The organism is Streptomyces typhae (assembly GCF_009755605.1).
Taxonomy (GTDB): domain Bacteria; phylum Actinomycetota; class Actinomycetes; order Streptomycetales; family Streptomycetaceae; genus Streptomyces; species Streptomyces typhae.
In genome coordinates this window covers 17,825-33,330 of sequence record NZ_WPNZ01000030.1, presented here as the reverse complement: position 1 = coordinate 33,330, position 15,506 = coordinate 17,825, and the positions used below count along the sequence as shown (strand labels likewise).

The 15,506-nt window shown below is 72.2% G+C and carries 13 protein-coding genes; all 13 read left to right on the top strand.

Translation table 11 applies throughout. The features are described from left to right. The first annotated feature begins 7 nt into the window (after positions 1-7). The 13 genes from GPA10_RS36645 (at position 8) to GPA10_RS36585 (ending at position 15,484) form a co-directional block, all read left to right on the top strand. Positions 8-772, top strand: coding sequence for an IclR family transcriptional regulator (locus GPA10_RS36645; protein WP_058851751.1), 765 nt, complete (start codon positions 8-10; stop codon positions 770-772). A 346-nt stretch (positions 773-1,118) separates the two neighbouring features. After that, positions 1,119-1,904, top strand: a complete 786-nt coding sequence (locus tag GPA10_RS36640) for an MIP/aquaporin family protein (RefSeq protein WP_058851750.1) — start codon at positions 1,119-1,121, stop codon at positions 1,902-1,904. A gap of 43 nt (positions 1,905-1,947) precedes the next feature. Beyond that, positions 1,948-3,504: a glycerol kinase GlpK gene (glpK, locus tag GPA10_RS36635; RefSeq protein ID WP_058851749.1), complete on the top strand. Its 1,557-nt coding sequence runs from the start codon at positions 1,948-1,950 to the stop codon at positions 3,502-3,504. Between the two features lie 47 nt (positions 3,505-3,551). After that, entirely contained in the window at positions 3,552-5,180 is a 1,629-nt protein-coding gene (locus tag GPA10_RS36630) for a glycerol-3-phosphate dehydrogenase/oxidase (RefSeq protein WP_058851748.1), read from the top strand. A 178-nt stretch (positions 5,181-5,358) separates the two neighbouring features. After that, positions 5,359-6,423 (top strand): LLM class flavin-dependent oxidoreductase, encoded by a 1,065-nt coding sequence (locus GPA10_RS36625; RefSeq protein WP_157169180.1) that lies wholly within the window; start codon positions 5,359-5,361, stop codon positions 6,421-6,423. A 296-nt stretch (positions 6,424-6,719) separates the two neighbouring features. Then, positions 6,720-7,571, top strand: coding sequence for a nucleoside phosphorylase (locus tag GPA10_RS36620; protein ID WP_157169179.1), 852 nt, complete (start codon positions 6,720-6,722; stop codon positions 7,569-7,571). Positions 7,572-7,665: 94 nt separating this feature from the next. Next, positions 7,666-9,066 (top strand): amidohydrolase, encoded by a 1,401-nt coding sequence (locus tag GPA10_RS36615; RefSeq protein WP_246260402.1) that lies wholly within the window; start codon positions 7,666-7,668, stop codon positions 9,064-9,066. Further along, positions 9,063-9,692: a sulfite oxidase-like oxidoreductase gene (locus GPA10_RS36610; protein ID WP_157169178.1), complete on the top strand. Its 630-nt coding sequence runs from the start codon at positions 9,063-9,065 to the stop codon at positions 9,690-9,692. Before GPA10_RS36615 ends, GPA10_RS36610 begins: the two co-directional genes overlap by 4 nt. A gap of 10 nt (positions 9,693-9,702) precedes the next feature. Further along, complete coding sequence (locus tag GPA10_RS36605) at positions 9,703-10,443, top strand: ferredoxin reductase (protein WP_157169177.1); 741 nt, start codon at positions 9,703-9,705, stop codon at positions 10,441-10,443. An 85-nt stretch (positions 10,444-10,528) separates the two neighbouring features. Continuing rightward, complete coding sequence (locus tag GPA10_RS36600) at positions 10,529-11,218, top strand: FadR/GntR family transcriptional regulator (protein ID WP_157169176.1); 690 nt, start codon at positions 10,529-10,531, stop codon at positions 11,216-11,218. Positions 11,219-11,330: 112 nt separating this feature from the next. Next, complete coding sequence (locus GPA10_RS36595) at positions 11,331-12,653, top strand: PAC2 family protein (protein ID WP_343041723.1); 1,323 nt, start codon at positions 11,331-11,333, stop codon at positions 12,651-12,653. A gap of 293 nt (positions 12,654-12,946) precedes the next feature. After that, entirely contained in the window at positions 12,947-14,701 is a 1,755-nt protein-coding gene (locus tag GPA10_RS36590) for a S8 family peptidase (RefSeq protein ID WP_157169175.1), read from the top strand. A gap of 129 nt (positions 14,702-14,830) precedes the next feature. Then, positions 14,831-15,484: a hypothetical protein gene (locus GPA10_RS36585; RefSeq protein ID WP_246260400.1), complete on the top strand. Its 654-nt coding sequence runs from the start codon at positions 14,831-14,833 to the stop codon at positions 15,482-15,484. The last annotated feature ends 22 nt before the right edge of the window (positions 15,485-15,506 follow it).

Below are 15,506 nucleotides of genomic sequence, written 5' to 3'. Positions count from 1 at the left end.
GGCTGCGATGGCACGGAACATCCAGTCGCTGGAGCGGGCTGCCGCGATGCTGCGGCTGCTCGCGGGCGGGGAGCGCCGGCTCGGCCTCTCGGACATCGCCTCCTCCCTGGGGCTCGCCAAGGGGACGGCCCACGGCATCCTGCGCACCCTGCAGCAGGAGGGGTTCGTCGAGCAGGACGCGGCCTCGGGGCGCTATCAGCTGGGCGCGGAGCTGCTGCGGCTCGGCAACAGCTATCTGGATGTGCACGAGCTGCGCGCCCGCGCCCTGGTGTGGACCGACGACCTGGCCCGCTCCAGCGGCGAGAGCGTGTATCTGGGCGTGCTGCACCAGCAGGGCGTCCTGATCGTCCATCACGTCTTCCGGCCCGACGACAGCAGGCAGGTCCTGGAGGTCGGGGCGATGCAGCCGCTGCACTCCACGGCGCTCGGCAAGGTGCTCGCCGCGTACGACCCGGTGGCCCACAGCGAGGCCCTGGAAGGCGAGCGGCAGTCCTTCACGGCGCACACGGTGACCGAGCCGGAGTCCTTCGAGGACGTCCTCGACCTCACCCGCGCGCGCGGGTACGCGGCCGACACCGAGGAGACCTGGGAGGGCATCGCGTCCGTGGCCGCGCCCATCCACGACCGCCGGCGGATGCCGGTGGGGGCGGTGGGCATCACGGGGGCCGTGGAGCGCGTCTCCCCCTCCGGCGAGCTGCGGCCGGAGCTGATCGCGGCGGTGCGGGACTGCGCCCGCGCGGTCTCCCGGGACCTGGGCGCGAGCCGCTTCTGACCCCCTCCCGGAGGGCGCGCCCCCGTCCTCCCGGAGGGGGCGCCCCGGCCTCCCCTGCGGTGCCTCCCCCCGGCCTCGCGGGAGTGCCCCCGAGGGGGCTCCGGTTGCGGTGCTTCTGATAGCCCAGAACGATCAATAACGATCGTGTTTTCAATAACAGAACTCTTGACGCACTGGTAACCCCACGGCCAGACTCGCGTCCACCGGTCGGCATTGTCGAACAGCTAACGGCATTACGCGTTACAGTGGGGCAAGCCAGGGCCGGCAACGCCCTCACCTGAGGGCGCGGACCACCGGAGGGACCCGGGGTTCGCCTTCCCCTGGACGAAGGACAAAGGAGTCGCGGGTGTCCAGCTCCGACATCTTCATCGGCGAGACCATCGGTACCGCCGTGCTCATCCTGCTCGGCGGTGGCGTGTGCGCCGCCGTCACGCTCAAGCGCTCGAAGGCCAAGGACGCGGGCTGGCTCGCCATCACCTTCGGGTGGGGCTTCGCGGTCCTGACCGGCGCCTATCTGGCCGGCGGTGTTTCGGGCGCCCATCTGAACCCGGCGGTCACCATCGGTCTCGCGGTCGACGGCGGCACCAAGTGGAGCGACGTTCCGGTCTACCTCGCATCGCAGCTCCTCGGCGCCATGATCGGTGCGGTCCTGGTGTGGGCCACGTACTACGGCCAGTTCCAGGCCCACCTCACCGACCCCGAGGTGCTCGCGGCCCAGCCCGTCGAGGACGGCCTGGTCGACCAGAAGGCGGCGCCGAAGGCAGGCCCCGTGCTCGGCATCTTCTCCACCGGTCCCGAGATCCGTAACATCGCGCAGAACCTCGTCACCGAGATCATCGCCACCACCGTGCTCGTCCTCGCGATCCTCACGCAGGGTCTCAACGACGGCGGCAACGGCCTCGGCACCCTCGGTGCCCTGATCACCGCGCTCGTCGTGGTGGGCATCGGCCTCTCGCTCGGCGGCCCCACGGGCTACGCCATCAACCCGGTCCGCGACCTGGGACCCCGCATCGTGCACGCCCTGCTCCCGCTCCCCAACAAGGGTGGTTCGGACTGGTCGTACGCGTGGATTCCCGTCGTGGGTCCGCTGCTCGGCGGCGCTCTCGCCGCATGCATCTTCAAGCTGTTCTGAGCGAACCCGCCGACCCCACCACCACGTACCCCAGGAGCACACCGTGACCGACGCGCACACCGCAGGCACTCCTTCGCACGACGGCCCCTTCATCGCGGCCATCGACCAGGGCACCACGTCCAGCCGCTGCATCGTCTTCGACCGGGACGGCCGCATCGTCTCCGTCGACCAGAAGGAGCACGAGCAGATCTTCCCGAAGCCGGGCTGGGTCGAGCACGACGCCACCGAGATCTGGAACAACGTCGAGGAAGTCGTCGCCGGAGCCATCTCCAAGGCCGGCATCACCCGCGACGACATCAAGGCCATCGGCATCACCAACCAGCGCGAGACCACGCTGCTGTGGGACAGGACCACGGGTGAGCCGGTGCACAACGCCATCGTGTGGCAGGACACCCGCACCGACGGCCTCTGCAAGGAACTCGGCCGCAACGTCGGCCAGGACCGCTTCCGCCGTGAGACGGGTCTGCCCCTCGCCTCCTACTTCGCGGGCCCGAAGGCCCGCTGGCTGCTCGACAACGTCGAGGGGCTGCGGGAGCGCGCCGACGCCGGCGACATCCTCTTCGGCACCATGGACTCCTGGGTCATCTGGAACCTCACGGGCGGTGTGAACGGCGGCAAGCACGTCACCGACGTCACCAACGCCTCCCGCACCATGCTGATGAACCTGCACACCATGAAGTGGGACGCGCGCATCGCCGAGTCCATCGGCGTGCCGATGCCGATGCTCCCCGAGATCCGCTCCTCCGCCGAGGTCTACGGCGAGGTCACCGGCGGCAAGCTGGGCGACCTGCTCGGCGGCATCCCGGTCGCCTCCGCCCTCGGCGACCAGCAGGCGGCCCTGTTCGGCCAGACCTGTTTCGAGGAGGGCGAGGCCAAGTCCACGTACGGCACCGGCACGTTCATGCTGATGAACACCGGTGAGAAGGCCATCAACTCCTACTCGGGCCTGCTCACCACCGTGGGCTACCAGATCGGCGACCAGAAGCCGGTCTACGCCCTGGAGGGCTCCATCGCCGTCACCGGTTCGCTGGTGCAGTGGATGCGCGACCAGATGGGCCTGATCAACTCCGCCGCCGAGATCGAGACCCTCGCGTCCTCGGTCGAGGACAACGGCGGCGCGTATTTCGTACCGGCGTTCTCCGGTCTGTTCGCCCCGTACTGGCGCTCCGACGCCCGCGGTGTGATCGCGGGACTGACCCGGTACGTCACCAAGGCGCACATCGCGCGCGCCGTCCTGGAGGCCACCGCCTGGCAGACCCGCGAGATCACCGACGCCATGACGAAGGACTCCGGCGTCGAGCTCGCGGCCCTCAAGGTCGACGGCGGCATGACCTCCAACAACCTGCTGATGCAGACCATCTCGGACTTCCTGGACGCGCCGGTGGTGCGCCCCATGGTCGCCGAGACGACCTGCCTCGGCGCCGCCTACGCCGCCGGCCTCGCCGTCGGCTTCTGGTCCTCCACCGACGACCTGCGCGCCAACTGGCGCCGGGCCGCGGAGTGGACCCCCCGCATGGACGCGGACATCCGCGACCGTGAGTACAAGAACTGGCTCAAGGCCGTCGAGCGGACCATGGGCTGGCTCGAAGACGAGAGCTGACGAGAGCTGAACCGCACTCAGCTCAGCCGATGAGGAGTTAAGCAACCATGACCACCCTGCAGAGCGGTCCCGCCTTCCCGGCCCTCGGTACGCCCCCGGCCGCCGGCAGCGCGCCGAGCCGCGCCGAGACCCGGGACCGTCTTTCCAAGGCGTCCTACGACCTCCTGGTGATCGGTGGCGGAATCCTGGGCATCTCCACCGCCTGGCACGCCGCGCAGTCGGGTCTCAGGGTGGCCCTGGTGGACGCCGGCGACTTCGCCGGCGCCACCTCCTCCGCCTCCTCCAAGCTTCTCCACGGCGGCCTGCGCTACCTGCAGACCGGCGCCGTGAAGCTGGTCGCGGAGAACCACTTCGAGCGGCGTGCGGTGTCCCGTCAGGTGGCACCGCACCTCGCCAACCCGCTCACCTTCTACCTGCCGGTCTACAAGGGCGGCCCGCACGGCGCCGCGAAGCTCGGCGCGGGCGTCTTCGCCTACAGCGCGCTCTCCGCGTTCGGCGACGGCGTCGGCCACCTGCTCTCGCCCGCCAAGGCCGCGCAGGACGTGCCGGAGCTGCGCACCGACAACCTGAAGGCCGTGGCCGTGTACGGCGACGACCAGATGAACGACGCGCGCATGGCCCTGATGACGGTCCGCGCCGCCGCCGAGGCCGGCGCCGCCGTCCTCAACCACGCCGAGGTCACCGGCCTGCGCTTCACCGGCGGCCGGGTCACAGGCGCCGACCTCAAGGACCGTGTGGACGGCACCGAGTTCGGTGTGGACGCCCGCCTGGTCCTGAACGCGACCGGCCCCTGGGTCGACCACCTGCGCAAGATGGAGAACCCGGACGCGGCACCCTCCATCCGCCTCTCCAAGGGCGCGCACCTGGTCCTCAGGCGCACCGCCCCCTGGAAGGCCGCGCTCGCCACGCCGATAGACAAGTACCGCATCACGTTCGCCCTGCCCTGGGAGGACATGCTGCTGCTCGGCACGACCGACGAGGAGTACGAGGGCGACCCCGCCGACGTGCGCGTCACCGAGGCCGACACCGCGCAGATCCTGGACGAGGCCGCGTTCTCCATCCGCGACCAGCAGCTCTCCCGCGATCTGATCACGTACTCCTTCGCGGGTCTGCGGGTGCTGCCCGGCGGTCCCGGCGACACCTCCAAGGCCAAGCGCGAGACGGTCGTCACCGAGGGCCGCGGCGGCATGCTGTCGATCGCGGGCGGCAAGTGGACGACGTTCCGCCACATCGGCCGCACGGTCATGAAGAAGCTGGAGTCCCTGCCGGGCCACCCGCTGGGCGGGGCCGACGAGGACTTCGTGCCGATCTCGGAGCTGCCGAAGAAGCTGCCGCTGCCCGGCATCGCCAACCCGCGCGCGGTCGCCCACCGGCTCCTCGTCGACGGCCCGGCCCCCGGCCCGCGCATGGCGCCCGACACCGCGCGCCACCTGGCCACGCACTACGGCTCGCTGTCCTTCGACATCGCCCGCCTCGCCAACGAGAACCCGGAGCTCGCCGAGCGCGTCCACCCCGACGCCCCGGAGATCTGGGCGCAGGTCGTGTACGCGCGCGACAACGAGTGGGCCGAGACGGCCGACGACGTGCTGCGCCGCCGGACGACGCTGACGATCCGCGGTCTCGCCACGGACGAGATCCGCGGCAAGGTCGAGGACCTGCTGGGCAAGAAGGCCTGACGCCCGTCGCCCGACCGGCGTGTGCACCCTCTGGCATGTGTAAGGGGCGGCCTCAATTGAGGCCGCCCCTTACGCTGTGACCGCTCCTTACGCTGTGACCGCCCCTTACGCGTGTCTCCCCGAGCACGCGCCACGCCGCCGCCACACCGCCGCAACGTTCGACGCGCACATTTGAAGCATGAAGTTTCAAGTGCTGTCCCTCATTTCGCACTCCCCTCATCCGCTGACCGGTGCACTCCCCTCCGCCGCCGACCGGTTCGAGGAGGTCGTCGAAGTCGGCGTGGAGGCGGAACGGCTCGGCTACGACGCGTACGCGGTGGGCGAGCGGCACGCGGGCGCGTTCCTCTCGTCGAGCCCGACGGTCGTCCTCGGCGCGCTCGCGGCCCGCACCTCCCGCATCCGGCTCCTGACCGGCGTGACCGTCGTCGCGATCCTCGATCCGGTACGGGTCGCCGAGGACTACGCGACGCTCGACCAGCTCTCGCGGGGCCGCGTCGAACTCGTCGTGGGCAAGGGCGCCGAGGCCGGCCACTTCGACCTGTTCGGGCTCGACGAGGCACGCCAGTGGGACCTCCAGAAGGAGAAGTACGAACTCCTGCGACGGCTGTGGCGCGAGGAGGACGTCGACTGGCAGGGCGAGTTCCGGCCTGCCCTGAAGGGCGTGACGACGGTGCCCCGGCCGTACGCGGGGCCGCCACGCGTCTGGCACGGCTCGGCGACCTCCCTCAACTCCACCGAACTCGCCGCCCTGCACGGCGACCCGCTGTTCACCGCCAACGCCATCCAGCCGCGCGAGGCGTACGCGAAGCTGGTCGCCCACTACCGCGAGCGGTTCGAGGCGCACGGCCACGATCCGGCGCGCGCCCATGTGGCTGCGGGGTCCGGCGGGCTGCTCATCGCGGACACCGCGGAGCAGGCCGTGAGCCGTTACCGGGAGCTGTACGAGGCCAAGGTCCGCCAGACCTTCCGCCCCGACCTCGAAGGCAAGGCGGGCTACAACACCCCCTTCCGCACCATCGAGGACGCCATCGCCGACGGGCCCCAGCTCATCGGCTCCCCCCAGCAGATCATCGACAAGATCCTCGGCTACCACCAGGCCTACCGGCACGACCTCCAGTCCATCACCGTGGACGGGTTCGGGCTCTCGCGGGGCGAGCAGATCGAGACGCTGGAGCGGTTCGCGGAGGAGATCGCACCTGTGGTGCGGAGGGAGGCGGGGTCCACGCTGTGGGAGGCCGAGTGAGGCTACGATCCGCTGCGGCGCCCCAGTCCCGCCCCTTCCCGTAACCAGGGGCGCTGCGCCCCCTGGACCCCAGCCTTATCGCGCTTCGCGCTCGTCCTCAAACGCCGGACGGGCTGAAAGATCTTCGCCGCACCGGAAGAAATCGCCGCACCGGCGAAGTATCCAGCCCGTCCGGCGATTGAGGACGAGGCGCGAAGCGCCGATACGGGGTCTGGGGCGGAGCCCCAGGATCGGTGAAGGGGCGGGACTGGGGCGCCCCCGCGAGGACCACCCACCCGCCCCGACCAGGAGCCCGCATGACAAACCCCCCGGCCCAAGAGCCCCTGCCCATCTCGGGCATCCCCCGCGCAGGCCTCCCCGCCCACGCGGTGGTCGTGGGCGACCCGTCCCGCGCCGCGGCGGTCGCCGACCTCCTGACCGACGCGAAGGAGGTCTCGTACCACCGCGAGTACCGCACGTTCACGGGCATCTGGCACGACCTGCCCGTGGTCGTGTCGTCGCACGGCGTGGGCGCCCCCGGCGCGCTCTGCCTCTTCCAGGAGCTCGCGGAGGCCGGTGTGACGCATCTCATCCGGCTCGGCACGGCGGGCGCGATCCGGCCGGGCATCGGGGACGGCGACCTGGTGGTCGCGGACGCGGCGGTCCGCGACGACGGCGTGACGCAGCAGCTGATCCCGGCCGAGTACCCGGCCTTCGCCGCGCCCGAGGCGGTGCTCGCGCTGCAACGCGCGGCCCGGGAGGCGCGGGCGCCCCACCACCGCGGGGTGGTGTGGACCCGGGCGGCCTTCCAGCCCGGCTTCCTGCCGCTGCCGGCCGCCGCGTACGAGCGGGCCGGGATCGCCGCCATCGAGATGGAGCTGTCGGCGCTGTACGTGTTCGCCTCGACGCACGGTCTGATCGCGGGCGGCGCCCTCGTCGTCGACGGGGCCAACGCCGACGACCTCGTCGACAAGGAGGCCACGGGCGGCTACGACCCGCACCGCTCCGTGGTCGCCGCGGGGGTCACCCGGGCCGCCCGGATAACCTTGGAGGCGCTGCGCCTGCTGGCCGCCGAGGACGCCGGGCTGCCCGCGCGGACAGAACCCGTACCGACCATCCCCGCACCGCGGGCGACACCGGACACCCCGCCGGACACCCAGGACCGGTGACCGCACCCCCATCGCCCCGCACCCGCACCCGCACTCACAACCGCAACCGCCCAAGCACACGCACACGCACACGCACACGCAGGGAACGGACCGCATGACTTCCATCGACCTCCTCGTCCACGGCGGCGACGTCCTCACCGTCGACGCGGCAGGCACGGTCGTGCCCGACGGCGCCGTCGCGGTGCGCGCGGGCGAGATCGTCGAGGTGGGCCCCGCCGCCCGGCTGCGCGCCGCGTACACGCCGGCCGAGGAGATCGACGCGCGCGGCTGCCTGGTGCTGCCCGGTCTGATCAACACCCACACGCACCTGGCGATGACCCTGCTGCGCGGCTCGGCCGACGACGTCACCCTCCAGGGCTTCCTGGAACGCGTCATCCCGCGCGAGGCCGCGCTGCTCTCCGCGGAGACCGTCGCGACCGGCACCCGGGCGGCCGTCGCGGAGTCGGTGCGCGCCGGGGTGACGGCCGCCCTCGACATGTACTGGTTCCACGAAGCCGCCGAGGAAGTGGCGCGGGCGGCCGGATGGCGGCTGCTGACCGGGCCGACCTTCATGGACGTACCGGGCCCCCCGGACGGCCGCCCCTACGCCGACCGCCTCGGGTGGGCCAAGGCCCACCTGGCCGCCCACTCCCCCGCCCCGGGCACCAGGCCCGTCGTCTTCGCCCACTCCGCGTACACCCTGGCGCCCGCCCAGCTCACCGCGATCGCCGACCTGGCCCGCGCCCACGGCGCCCTCCTGCATCTGCACGCCGCCGAGAACGCCACCGAAGTGGCCACCGTCACCGAACTGCACGGCATGCGTCCGGTGGAACTCCTCGACTCCCTCGGCGTCCTCGGCCCGGACACACTGCTCGCGCACGCCGTCGACCTGTCCGACGCCGAGATCGCCGCGCTCGCCCGCACCGGCACCGCTGTCGCCCACTGCCCGGTGTCCAACCTCAAGCTGGGCTGCGGCATCGCCCGCGTCCCCGACCTGGCCGCGGCCGGTGTCACCGTCGGCCTCGGCACCGACGGCGCCGTCAGCTCCAACACCCTCGACCTGCTGGGCGCCCTGCGCCTGGCCGCGCTCGTCCACAAAGCGGGCGGGGACCCGACCGCGGTGGGCGCCGAGCAGGCCGTACGCATGGCGACCGTGGAGTCGGCGCGGGCGCTCGGGCTCGCCGACCAGCTGGGGTCCCTGGAGCCCGGCAAGCGCGCCGACCTGATCGTCCTGGACACCGGCCGGCCGCACCTGGCGCCCCGGCACGACCCCTGGTCCACGCTCGCCTACGCCGCCACCGCCGCCGACGTCCGCGACACCGTCGTCGACGGCCGCCTCCTCATGCGCGACCGCACCCTCCTCACCCTCGACGAACGCCAGGTCGTCGACGACCTGCGCACGGCGGCGGAGGCCGTCCCGGTGCCGCGCCCCCGCGCGGCCACGACACGACCGTCCGACTCCGCGGCACGACCGTCCGACTCCGCGGCACGACCGTCCGACGAGGTGCGCGCATGACCCCCGACGCCGGTACCGAACCCACCCGCGGCTTCACCGGCCGCGCCCGCGCCGCCGACCGCGACCCGCGGCTGCCCCCGGGGCAGTACGACGCCCGCGACGGCTGGCCCGTCCTGTCCGCCGAGGTCACACCGCGCCTGACCGCCGCCGACTGGACCTTCCGCGTCGACGGTCTCGTGGCGCGCCCGCGCACCTGGACCTGGGACGAGGCGCACGCGCTGCCCGCGTCCGAGTACCGGGGCGACATCCACTGCGTGACGAGCTGGTCCAAGTTCGGGGTGCGCTTCGGCGGGGTGAGCCTGGACGCGTTCCTCGGCGCCGCCGGTCCCGCGGCCGCGGCCACGCACGTCGTCGCGTACTCCCACACCGGCTACACCGCGGGCCTGCCCCTCGCCGACGTGACCGGCGGCAGGGCGTGGATCGCCTGGGAGTACGACGGCGCGCCGCTGCCCCCCGAGCACGGCGGCCCCGCCCGCCTGGTCGTCCCGCACCTGTACTTCTGGAAGAGCGCCAAATGGATCGCCGGGCTCACACTCCTGGACCACTACGAACCGGGCTTCTGGGAGCAGAACGGCTATCACCACCGGGGCGACCCGTGGCACGAGCAGCGGTACGCGGGTGACTGAGGTGACGGACATGCACACTCCCTTCGTACCGCCGACCGCCTTCGCCGTCCCCGGCCGCATCGCCGTGAACAACCGCTCGGCTTCCCGGTGGCAGTCCGCCCTGATCACGGGGATCCGCCGTGAGACGCCCGCCGCCTCGACGTTCCGGCTCAAGGTGCCGGACTGGCAGGGACACCTGCCGGGCCAGCATCTGATGCTGCGGCTCACCGCCCCGGACGGGTACGTCGCCCAGCGCCACTACTCGCTGGCGTCCGCACCCGACGGGAGCGGCGAGATCGAGCTGACCCTCGACCACGCGCCGGGCGGCGAGGTGTCCGGGCATCTGCACACCGTCGCGGACGTCGGCGACACCGTGGAGGTGCGCGGCCCGCTGTCCGGCTTCTTCGCCTGGCCCGGGGACCGGCCCGCGCTGCTGCTCGGCGCGGGCTCCGGCGTCGTACCGCTGATGTCGATGATCCGGCACCACCGCCGCGCGGGACTGACCGTGCCGCTGCGCCTGATCGTCTCGGCGCGCACCCGCGCGGACCTGATCTACGCGGACGAGTACGGCGACGAGACCACGGCCGTCCTCACCCGCACCGAAGGCCGCCTGCACGCGGGGCACTTGGCGCCCCACCTCGGCGCCGGGCAGCCCGGCGGCGGCTGGGAGGCGTACGTCTGCGGCTCGAACGGATTCGCCGAGCACGCCTCGCGGCTCCTGGTGGACGGCGGGCAGCCGGTGGACCGGATCAGGATCGAGCGCTTCGGCTGAAGCCCCTGCCCGGCGACCTCGGCGGGGACATAATGAGCGCCGATACATCGGATGTCTCACGTCCACCGCACGAGGCGAGGTCGTCATGGCTGTCACGGACGAGGCCATCGAAAAGATCAAGGACATGATCCTCTCGGGTGCGCTGCGTCCCGGCGACCGGCTGCCCAAGGAGAGCGAACTCGCCGCGGGTCTCGGCCTCTCCCGCAACTCGCTGCGCGAGGCCGTGCGGGCGCTGTCCCTGGTCCGCGTCCTGGACGTGCGCCAGGGCGACGGGACGTACGTCACCAGCCTGGACCCGCCGCTGCTCCTTCAGATGCTGGGCTTCGTCGCCGACTTCCACCGCGACGACGCCGTCCACGAGTTCCTCGCGGTCCGCCGGATCCTGGAGCCCGCCGCCACCGCCCTGGCCGCCACCCGCATCACGGAGGCCGAGCTGGACGCCCTGGGCGCCCGCCTCGACGCGCTCGGGGCGGCACCGAGCACGGCCGAACTGGTGGCCTGTGACCTGGAGTTCCATCATGGCATCGGCCGGGCGTCCGGCAACTCGGTGCTGTGCTCCCTGCTCGACGGCCTCTCCGGACCGGCCACGCGGGCCCCCGTCCGCCGCGGCGCCGCCCGGGGGGACGCGGCCGGCCGCACCCTGCACGAGCACCGGGAGATCCTGGCGGCGCTGCGCCTCCGGGACGCCGAGGCGGCCCGGTCCTGGGCGACGGCGCACGTCGCGGGTGTGGAGCAGCGGTTCCGTTCCACCTCGTGCGTCATGCGTGACCGGTAGTTGACCTGGGCAGTGATCCCGGCACTCGGCGGCGCCAGGGGGCTGCGGAGGGCCCCGCGGGACGCCGTAAGGTTGGGGCGTACTTAGAGGAGAACGTCGGAAGGAGGCCTGGGTGATCGAGCTCGAGGGGGTACCCGAGCTGATCGACCCGGTCATGGTGGCCGCGTTCGAGGGCTGGAACGACGCCGGCGACGCCGCCTCCACCGCGGTCGCGCATCTCGACAAGGAGTGGAAGGGCGAGGTGTTCGCGGCGCTGGACGCCGAGGACTACTACGACTTCCAGGTCAACCGCCCCACAGTGTGGCTGGACGGCGGCGTGCGGAAGATCACCTGGCCGACGACCCGGCTCTCGGTGGTCCGCGTCGGCGGCGAGAAGCCGCGTGACCTCGTTCTGGTGCGGGGCATCGAGCCCTCCATGCGCTGGCGTTCGTTCTGCAACGAGCTGCTCGGGTTCGCCCATGAGCTGGGCGTGGAGCTGGTCGTGATCATGGGTGCGCTGCTCGGTGACACACCGCACACCCGTCCGGTCCCGGTCAGCGGTGTCACATCGGACCCGGATCTGGCGCGCACCATGGATCTGGAGGAGACCAAGTACGAGGGCCCCACGGGCATCGTCGGCATCCTCCAGGAGGCGTGCACGCACGCGGGCGTCCCGGCGGTCAGCCTGTGGGCGGCCGTGCCGCACTACGTGTCGCAGCCGCCGAACCCGAAGGCGACGCTCGCGCTCCTCAACCGCCTGGAGGACCTGATCGACCTCAGGATCCCCCTCGGCGAGCTGACGGAGGACGCGCGCGCCTGGCAGCTGGGCGTCGACCAGCTCGCGGCCGAGGACAGCGAGGTCGCCGAGTACGTCCAGTCCCTGGAGGAGGCGCGGGACACCGCGGAGCTCCCGGAGGCGTCCGGCGAAGCCATCGCGCGCGAGTTCGAGCGGTATCTCCGGCGGCGTGACGGCGGGCCCGGACAGGTCGCGGGGTCGGGCCCGGGATCCGCGGGTGGCCCCGGCCAGCCGGGTGCGCACGCCACGGACGGCGGCGAGGGCGCGGCCTATCTGCGCGACGCGCCGAGCGACCGCACCCGCCCGCCGAAGCCCCAGCCGCAGCCGCGCCCCGGGACGGGGCCGGACACCTCGAACACGCCGGACCCCCCGGACAAGTCCTCCGGCAAGAACGCCCGGAACGACGCCGGAAGCAAGCCGGACGGCAACGAGCCCGACGCCGGCAAGCCCGACGGCAGCAAGCCCGACGCCGGCAAGCCCGACGGCAACGAGCCTGAGAGCAGCAAGCCCGACAGCAGCACCGGTACCGGCAGCAACAGCAGCAGCGGCAATGACGGCGAAAGCGACGGCGCCAGCGAAGGCGATCGCGACAGCGGCAGCGGCAGCCGGAGCGACGCCACGACCGACGATTCCTCGTCAGAAGATTCCTCCGAGGACTGACCCGGCACCAGGTCCGGATTACGGCAAGTCGGCCGGGGCACACAGGGGCGACACCCGCGAGGGTGTCGCCCCTTCTCGTTGCCGGAGGCTCAGCTCATCACAACCGCCTCGTACGCCTTTGGCCGGTATAGGGCGTGACACGAGCTTCTTGATGAATTGCACACGGTTCCCAACTCAACTTCGTCTCAAACTCCGTTGGGCGAAAAGGGTCTGGACGAGTGGGCGTGGCGGTAGCAGGGTGTGCAGCGACCGGAAGGCAGGCGGGACGCGGGACTGAAGGGAGCGGTGAAGCGATGACCGATCAGGTGCAGCGGGGCAGCGACCCCGGGGGCAGTGGCCCGGGACCCGACGGCGCGGGGTTCACCTACCGGGCCACCGAGCAGGAACTCATTCTCGTGGCCCGGCCCGAGGCCCGGCTGCGCGCGCAGGAGCAGGGCGTCCGCTCGGCCACGGGCTCCGACGTGACCGCCCTGAACATGTTCCTCACCGATGAACAGCTCACCCTGGAACCGCTGTTCGGCAGCGAGGACCGGCTGCGGGCCGCGCTGCCCGAGCAGGCGGGCGACGTACCCGATCTGGCGCTCTTCTACCGGGTGCGGGGCGGCGAGGACCGCGCCGACGAGCTGCGTGCCCGGATGGCCGCGCTGCCGGGCGTCGACACCGCGTACGTGAAGCCGGGCGCCGTGCCCGCCGTGCTCGGCCCTGCCGGGCAGCAGAGCGGCACCGGCGAGCCGGACGAGAACCGGCGCCGCAAGGAGGGCATGCCTGTCACGCCGGACTTCAGCGGCCGACAGGGCTATCTGCGCCCGGCGCCCGAGGGCGTGGACGCGTACTGGGCCTGGCAGCGGCTCGGCGGTGGCGGCGACGGCGTGACCGTCATCGACGTCGAGGGCGCCTGGCAGCTCAGCCACGAGGACCTGACGGCGAAGCTCGCCGGCGTCGTGATCGGCACGCCCATACCGGACATCGCCTGGCGCAACCACGGCACCGCGGTGATCGGCGTCATCGGCGGCGACCGCAACACCTTCGGCGTCACCGGCATCGCGCCGGACGCCGTGACGGCGGCAGCGTCCTTCATGCCGTCCGGCACGGCGGCGACCATCCACGCCGCGGCGGACCGGCTCGCGCCGGGCGACGTCATCCTCATCGAACTGCACCGGCCGGGGCCGAAGTTCGAGTTCGAGGGGCGCGACGACCAGAAGGGGTACATCGCCCTCGAATGGTGGCCGGACGACTTCGCCGCGGTGCGCTACGCGACGGCGAAGGGCGTCATCGTCGTCGGCGCCGCGGGCAACGGCGCCGAGTCCCTGGACGACGCGGTCTACGAACGCCGTCCGGACGATTTCCCGTCCTGGTGGCGGAACCCCTTCAACCCCTCCAACCCGTCGTCCGACGCGGTCCTCGTGGGCGCGGGCGCACCGCCGCCCGGCACCCACGGCCGGGACCACGGCCCGGACCGCTCGCGGCTCGCCTTCTCCAACTACGGCGCGCGCGTGGACGCCCAGGGCTGGGGCCGCGAGACCACGACCACCGGCGGCTTCTGGAACCAGCCCGGCGACCTTCAGGGCGGCGTGGACGAGATCGCCTGGTACACGGACACGTTCTCCGGCACCTCCTCGGCCTCCCCGGTCGTCGTCGGCGCGGTCGCCGCGCTCCAGGGCATGCTCAAGGCCGCGGGCCAGCAGCCGATGACGTCGTCCCGGGCGCGCGCGGTGCTGCGGGCCACCGGATCGCCGCAGCAGGACGCGCCGGGCCGCCCCGCGTCCCAGCGGATCGGCAACCGCCCCGACATCAAGGCGGCGGTCACCAAGCTGCTGCCCGCGGCGGTGGGCTCGGGCCGCGCCGAACGCTACTGGGACGAGCTGATCCCCTACCCGCCCGAACTGCCGCCGCGGCTGCGTCTGTACGTGGCCGGCGAGTGGCGGAACCTGAACAACCCCACGCCCGAGATCCGCCAGGCGGTGCACGCCGCCTTCGGCGGAGGCTCACCCGACGTACGCGTGTGGTTCTCGGACGACGAGGTCGTGGGCCTGGTCGTCACAGGCTGAACCACGCGCGTCGCAACGCACCACGTCGCAACGCACCACAGTCGCAACGCACCACGTCGCAACGCACCACGGAAAGACATCAGTGACAGACCACTGAGCGACAGACCAATGACGGAAGGTGGCACCCGCATGAGCACCACTCCGCAATTGAGTCAACTGGGCCAGCAGCAGGGCCAGCAGTACGGTCCCCAGCAGGGCTACGGCCAGCAGCAGTACGGCCCGCAGCAGCACCAGCAGTACGGCCAGCAGTACGGTCAGCAGGGGCCGAGCACCGCACCGCCGCAGCAGGGCCAGTTCGGGCAGCAGGGCCAGCGGCAGTTCGGGCAGCAGGGCCAGTTCGGCCAGCAGCAGTACCCCGGCCAGCAGGGGCAGCAGCAGTACCCCGGCCAGTACAACCAGCCCGGCCAGTTCGGCCAGCAGCAAGTGCAGCAGATCCCGCCGCAACTGCGCCAGCAGCTGCAGCAGCTCGGCCAGCAGCAGCCGTTCCAGCAACTGCTCCAGCAGTTCGGGCAGCAGCAGGTCCCGCAGGCGCAGGCCCCCGAGGTCTCCACACAGGCGCTGGCCGGCGCTGTCGCCGAGAGCTTCTGGGACGTCGTCCAGCCGCTCCCCGGCCAAGCCTCCCTGCTGTACCTGCACGTCGACGGCGAGTGGCGCGTGTACGTCAACCCGAACGACCGCACCCGCGACCAGGTGCAGGAGGCGTTCGCGTACGGGCAGCCGGTGATCGGCTACTACGACACCAACAGCCCCGGCCTGCTGCTCGCGATCGTGATCACCAGGTGACGTCCGCGCACCGCTGAGCCGG

What these genes read in the sequence shown, in the direction of transcription:
- GPA10_RS36645 (WP_058851751.1), top strand. Translation starts at nt 8, where the DNA reads ATGGCACGGAACATCCAGTCGCTGGAGCGGGCTGCCGCGATGCTGCGG.
- GPA10_RS36630 (WP_058851748.1), top strand. Translation starts at nt 3,552, where the DNA reads ATGACCACCCTGCAGAGCGGTCCCGCCTTCCCGGCCCTCGGTACGCCC.
- GPA10_RS36625 (WP_157169180.1), top strand. Translation starts at nt 5,359, where the DNA reads ATGAAGTTTCAAGTGCTGTCCCTCATTTCGCACTCCCCTCATCCGCTG.
- GPA10_RS36620 (WP_157169179.1), top strand. Translation starts at nt 6,720, where the DNA reads ATGACAAACCCCCCGGCCCAAGAGCCCCTGCCCATCTCGGGCATCCCC.
- GPA10_RS36615 (WP_246260402.1), top strand. Translation starts at nt 7,666, where the DNA reads ATGACTTCCATCGACCTCCTCGTCCACGGCGGCGACGTCCTCACCGTC.
- GPA10_RS36610 (WP_157169178.1), top strand. Translation starts at nt 9,063, where the DNA reads ATGACCCCCGACGCCGGTACCGAACCCACCCGCGGCTTCACCGGCCGC.
- GPA10_RS36605 (WP_157169177.1), top strand. Translation starts at nt 9,703, where the DNA reads ATGCACACTCCCTTCGTACCGCCGACCGCCTTCGCCGTCCCCGGCCGC.
- GPA10_RS36600 (WP_157169176.1), top strand. Translation starts at nt 10,529, where the DNA reads ATGGCTGTCACGGACGAGGCCATCGAAAAGATCAAGGACATGATCCTC.
- GPA10_RS36590 (WP_157169175.1), top strand. Translation starts at nt 12,947, where the DNA reads ATGACCGATCAGGTGCAGCGGGGCAGCGACCCCGGGGGCAGTGGCCCG.
- GPA10_RS36585 (WP_246260400.1), top strand. Translation starts at nt 14,831, where the DNA reads ATGAGCACCACTCCGCAATTGAGTCAACTGGGCCAGCAGCAGGGCCAG.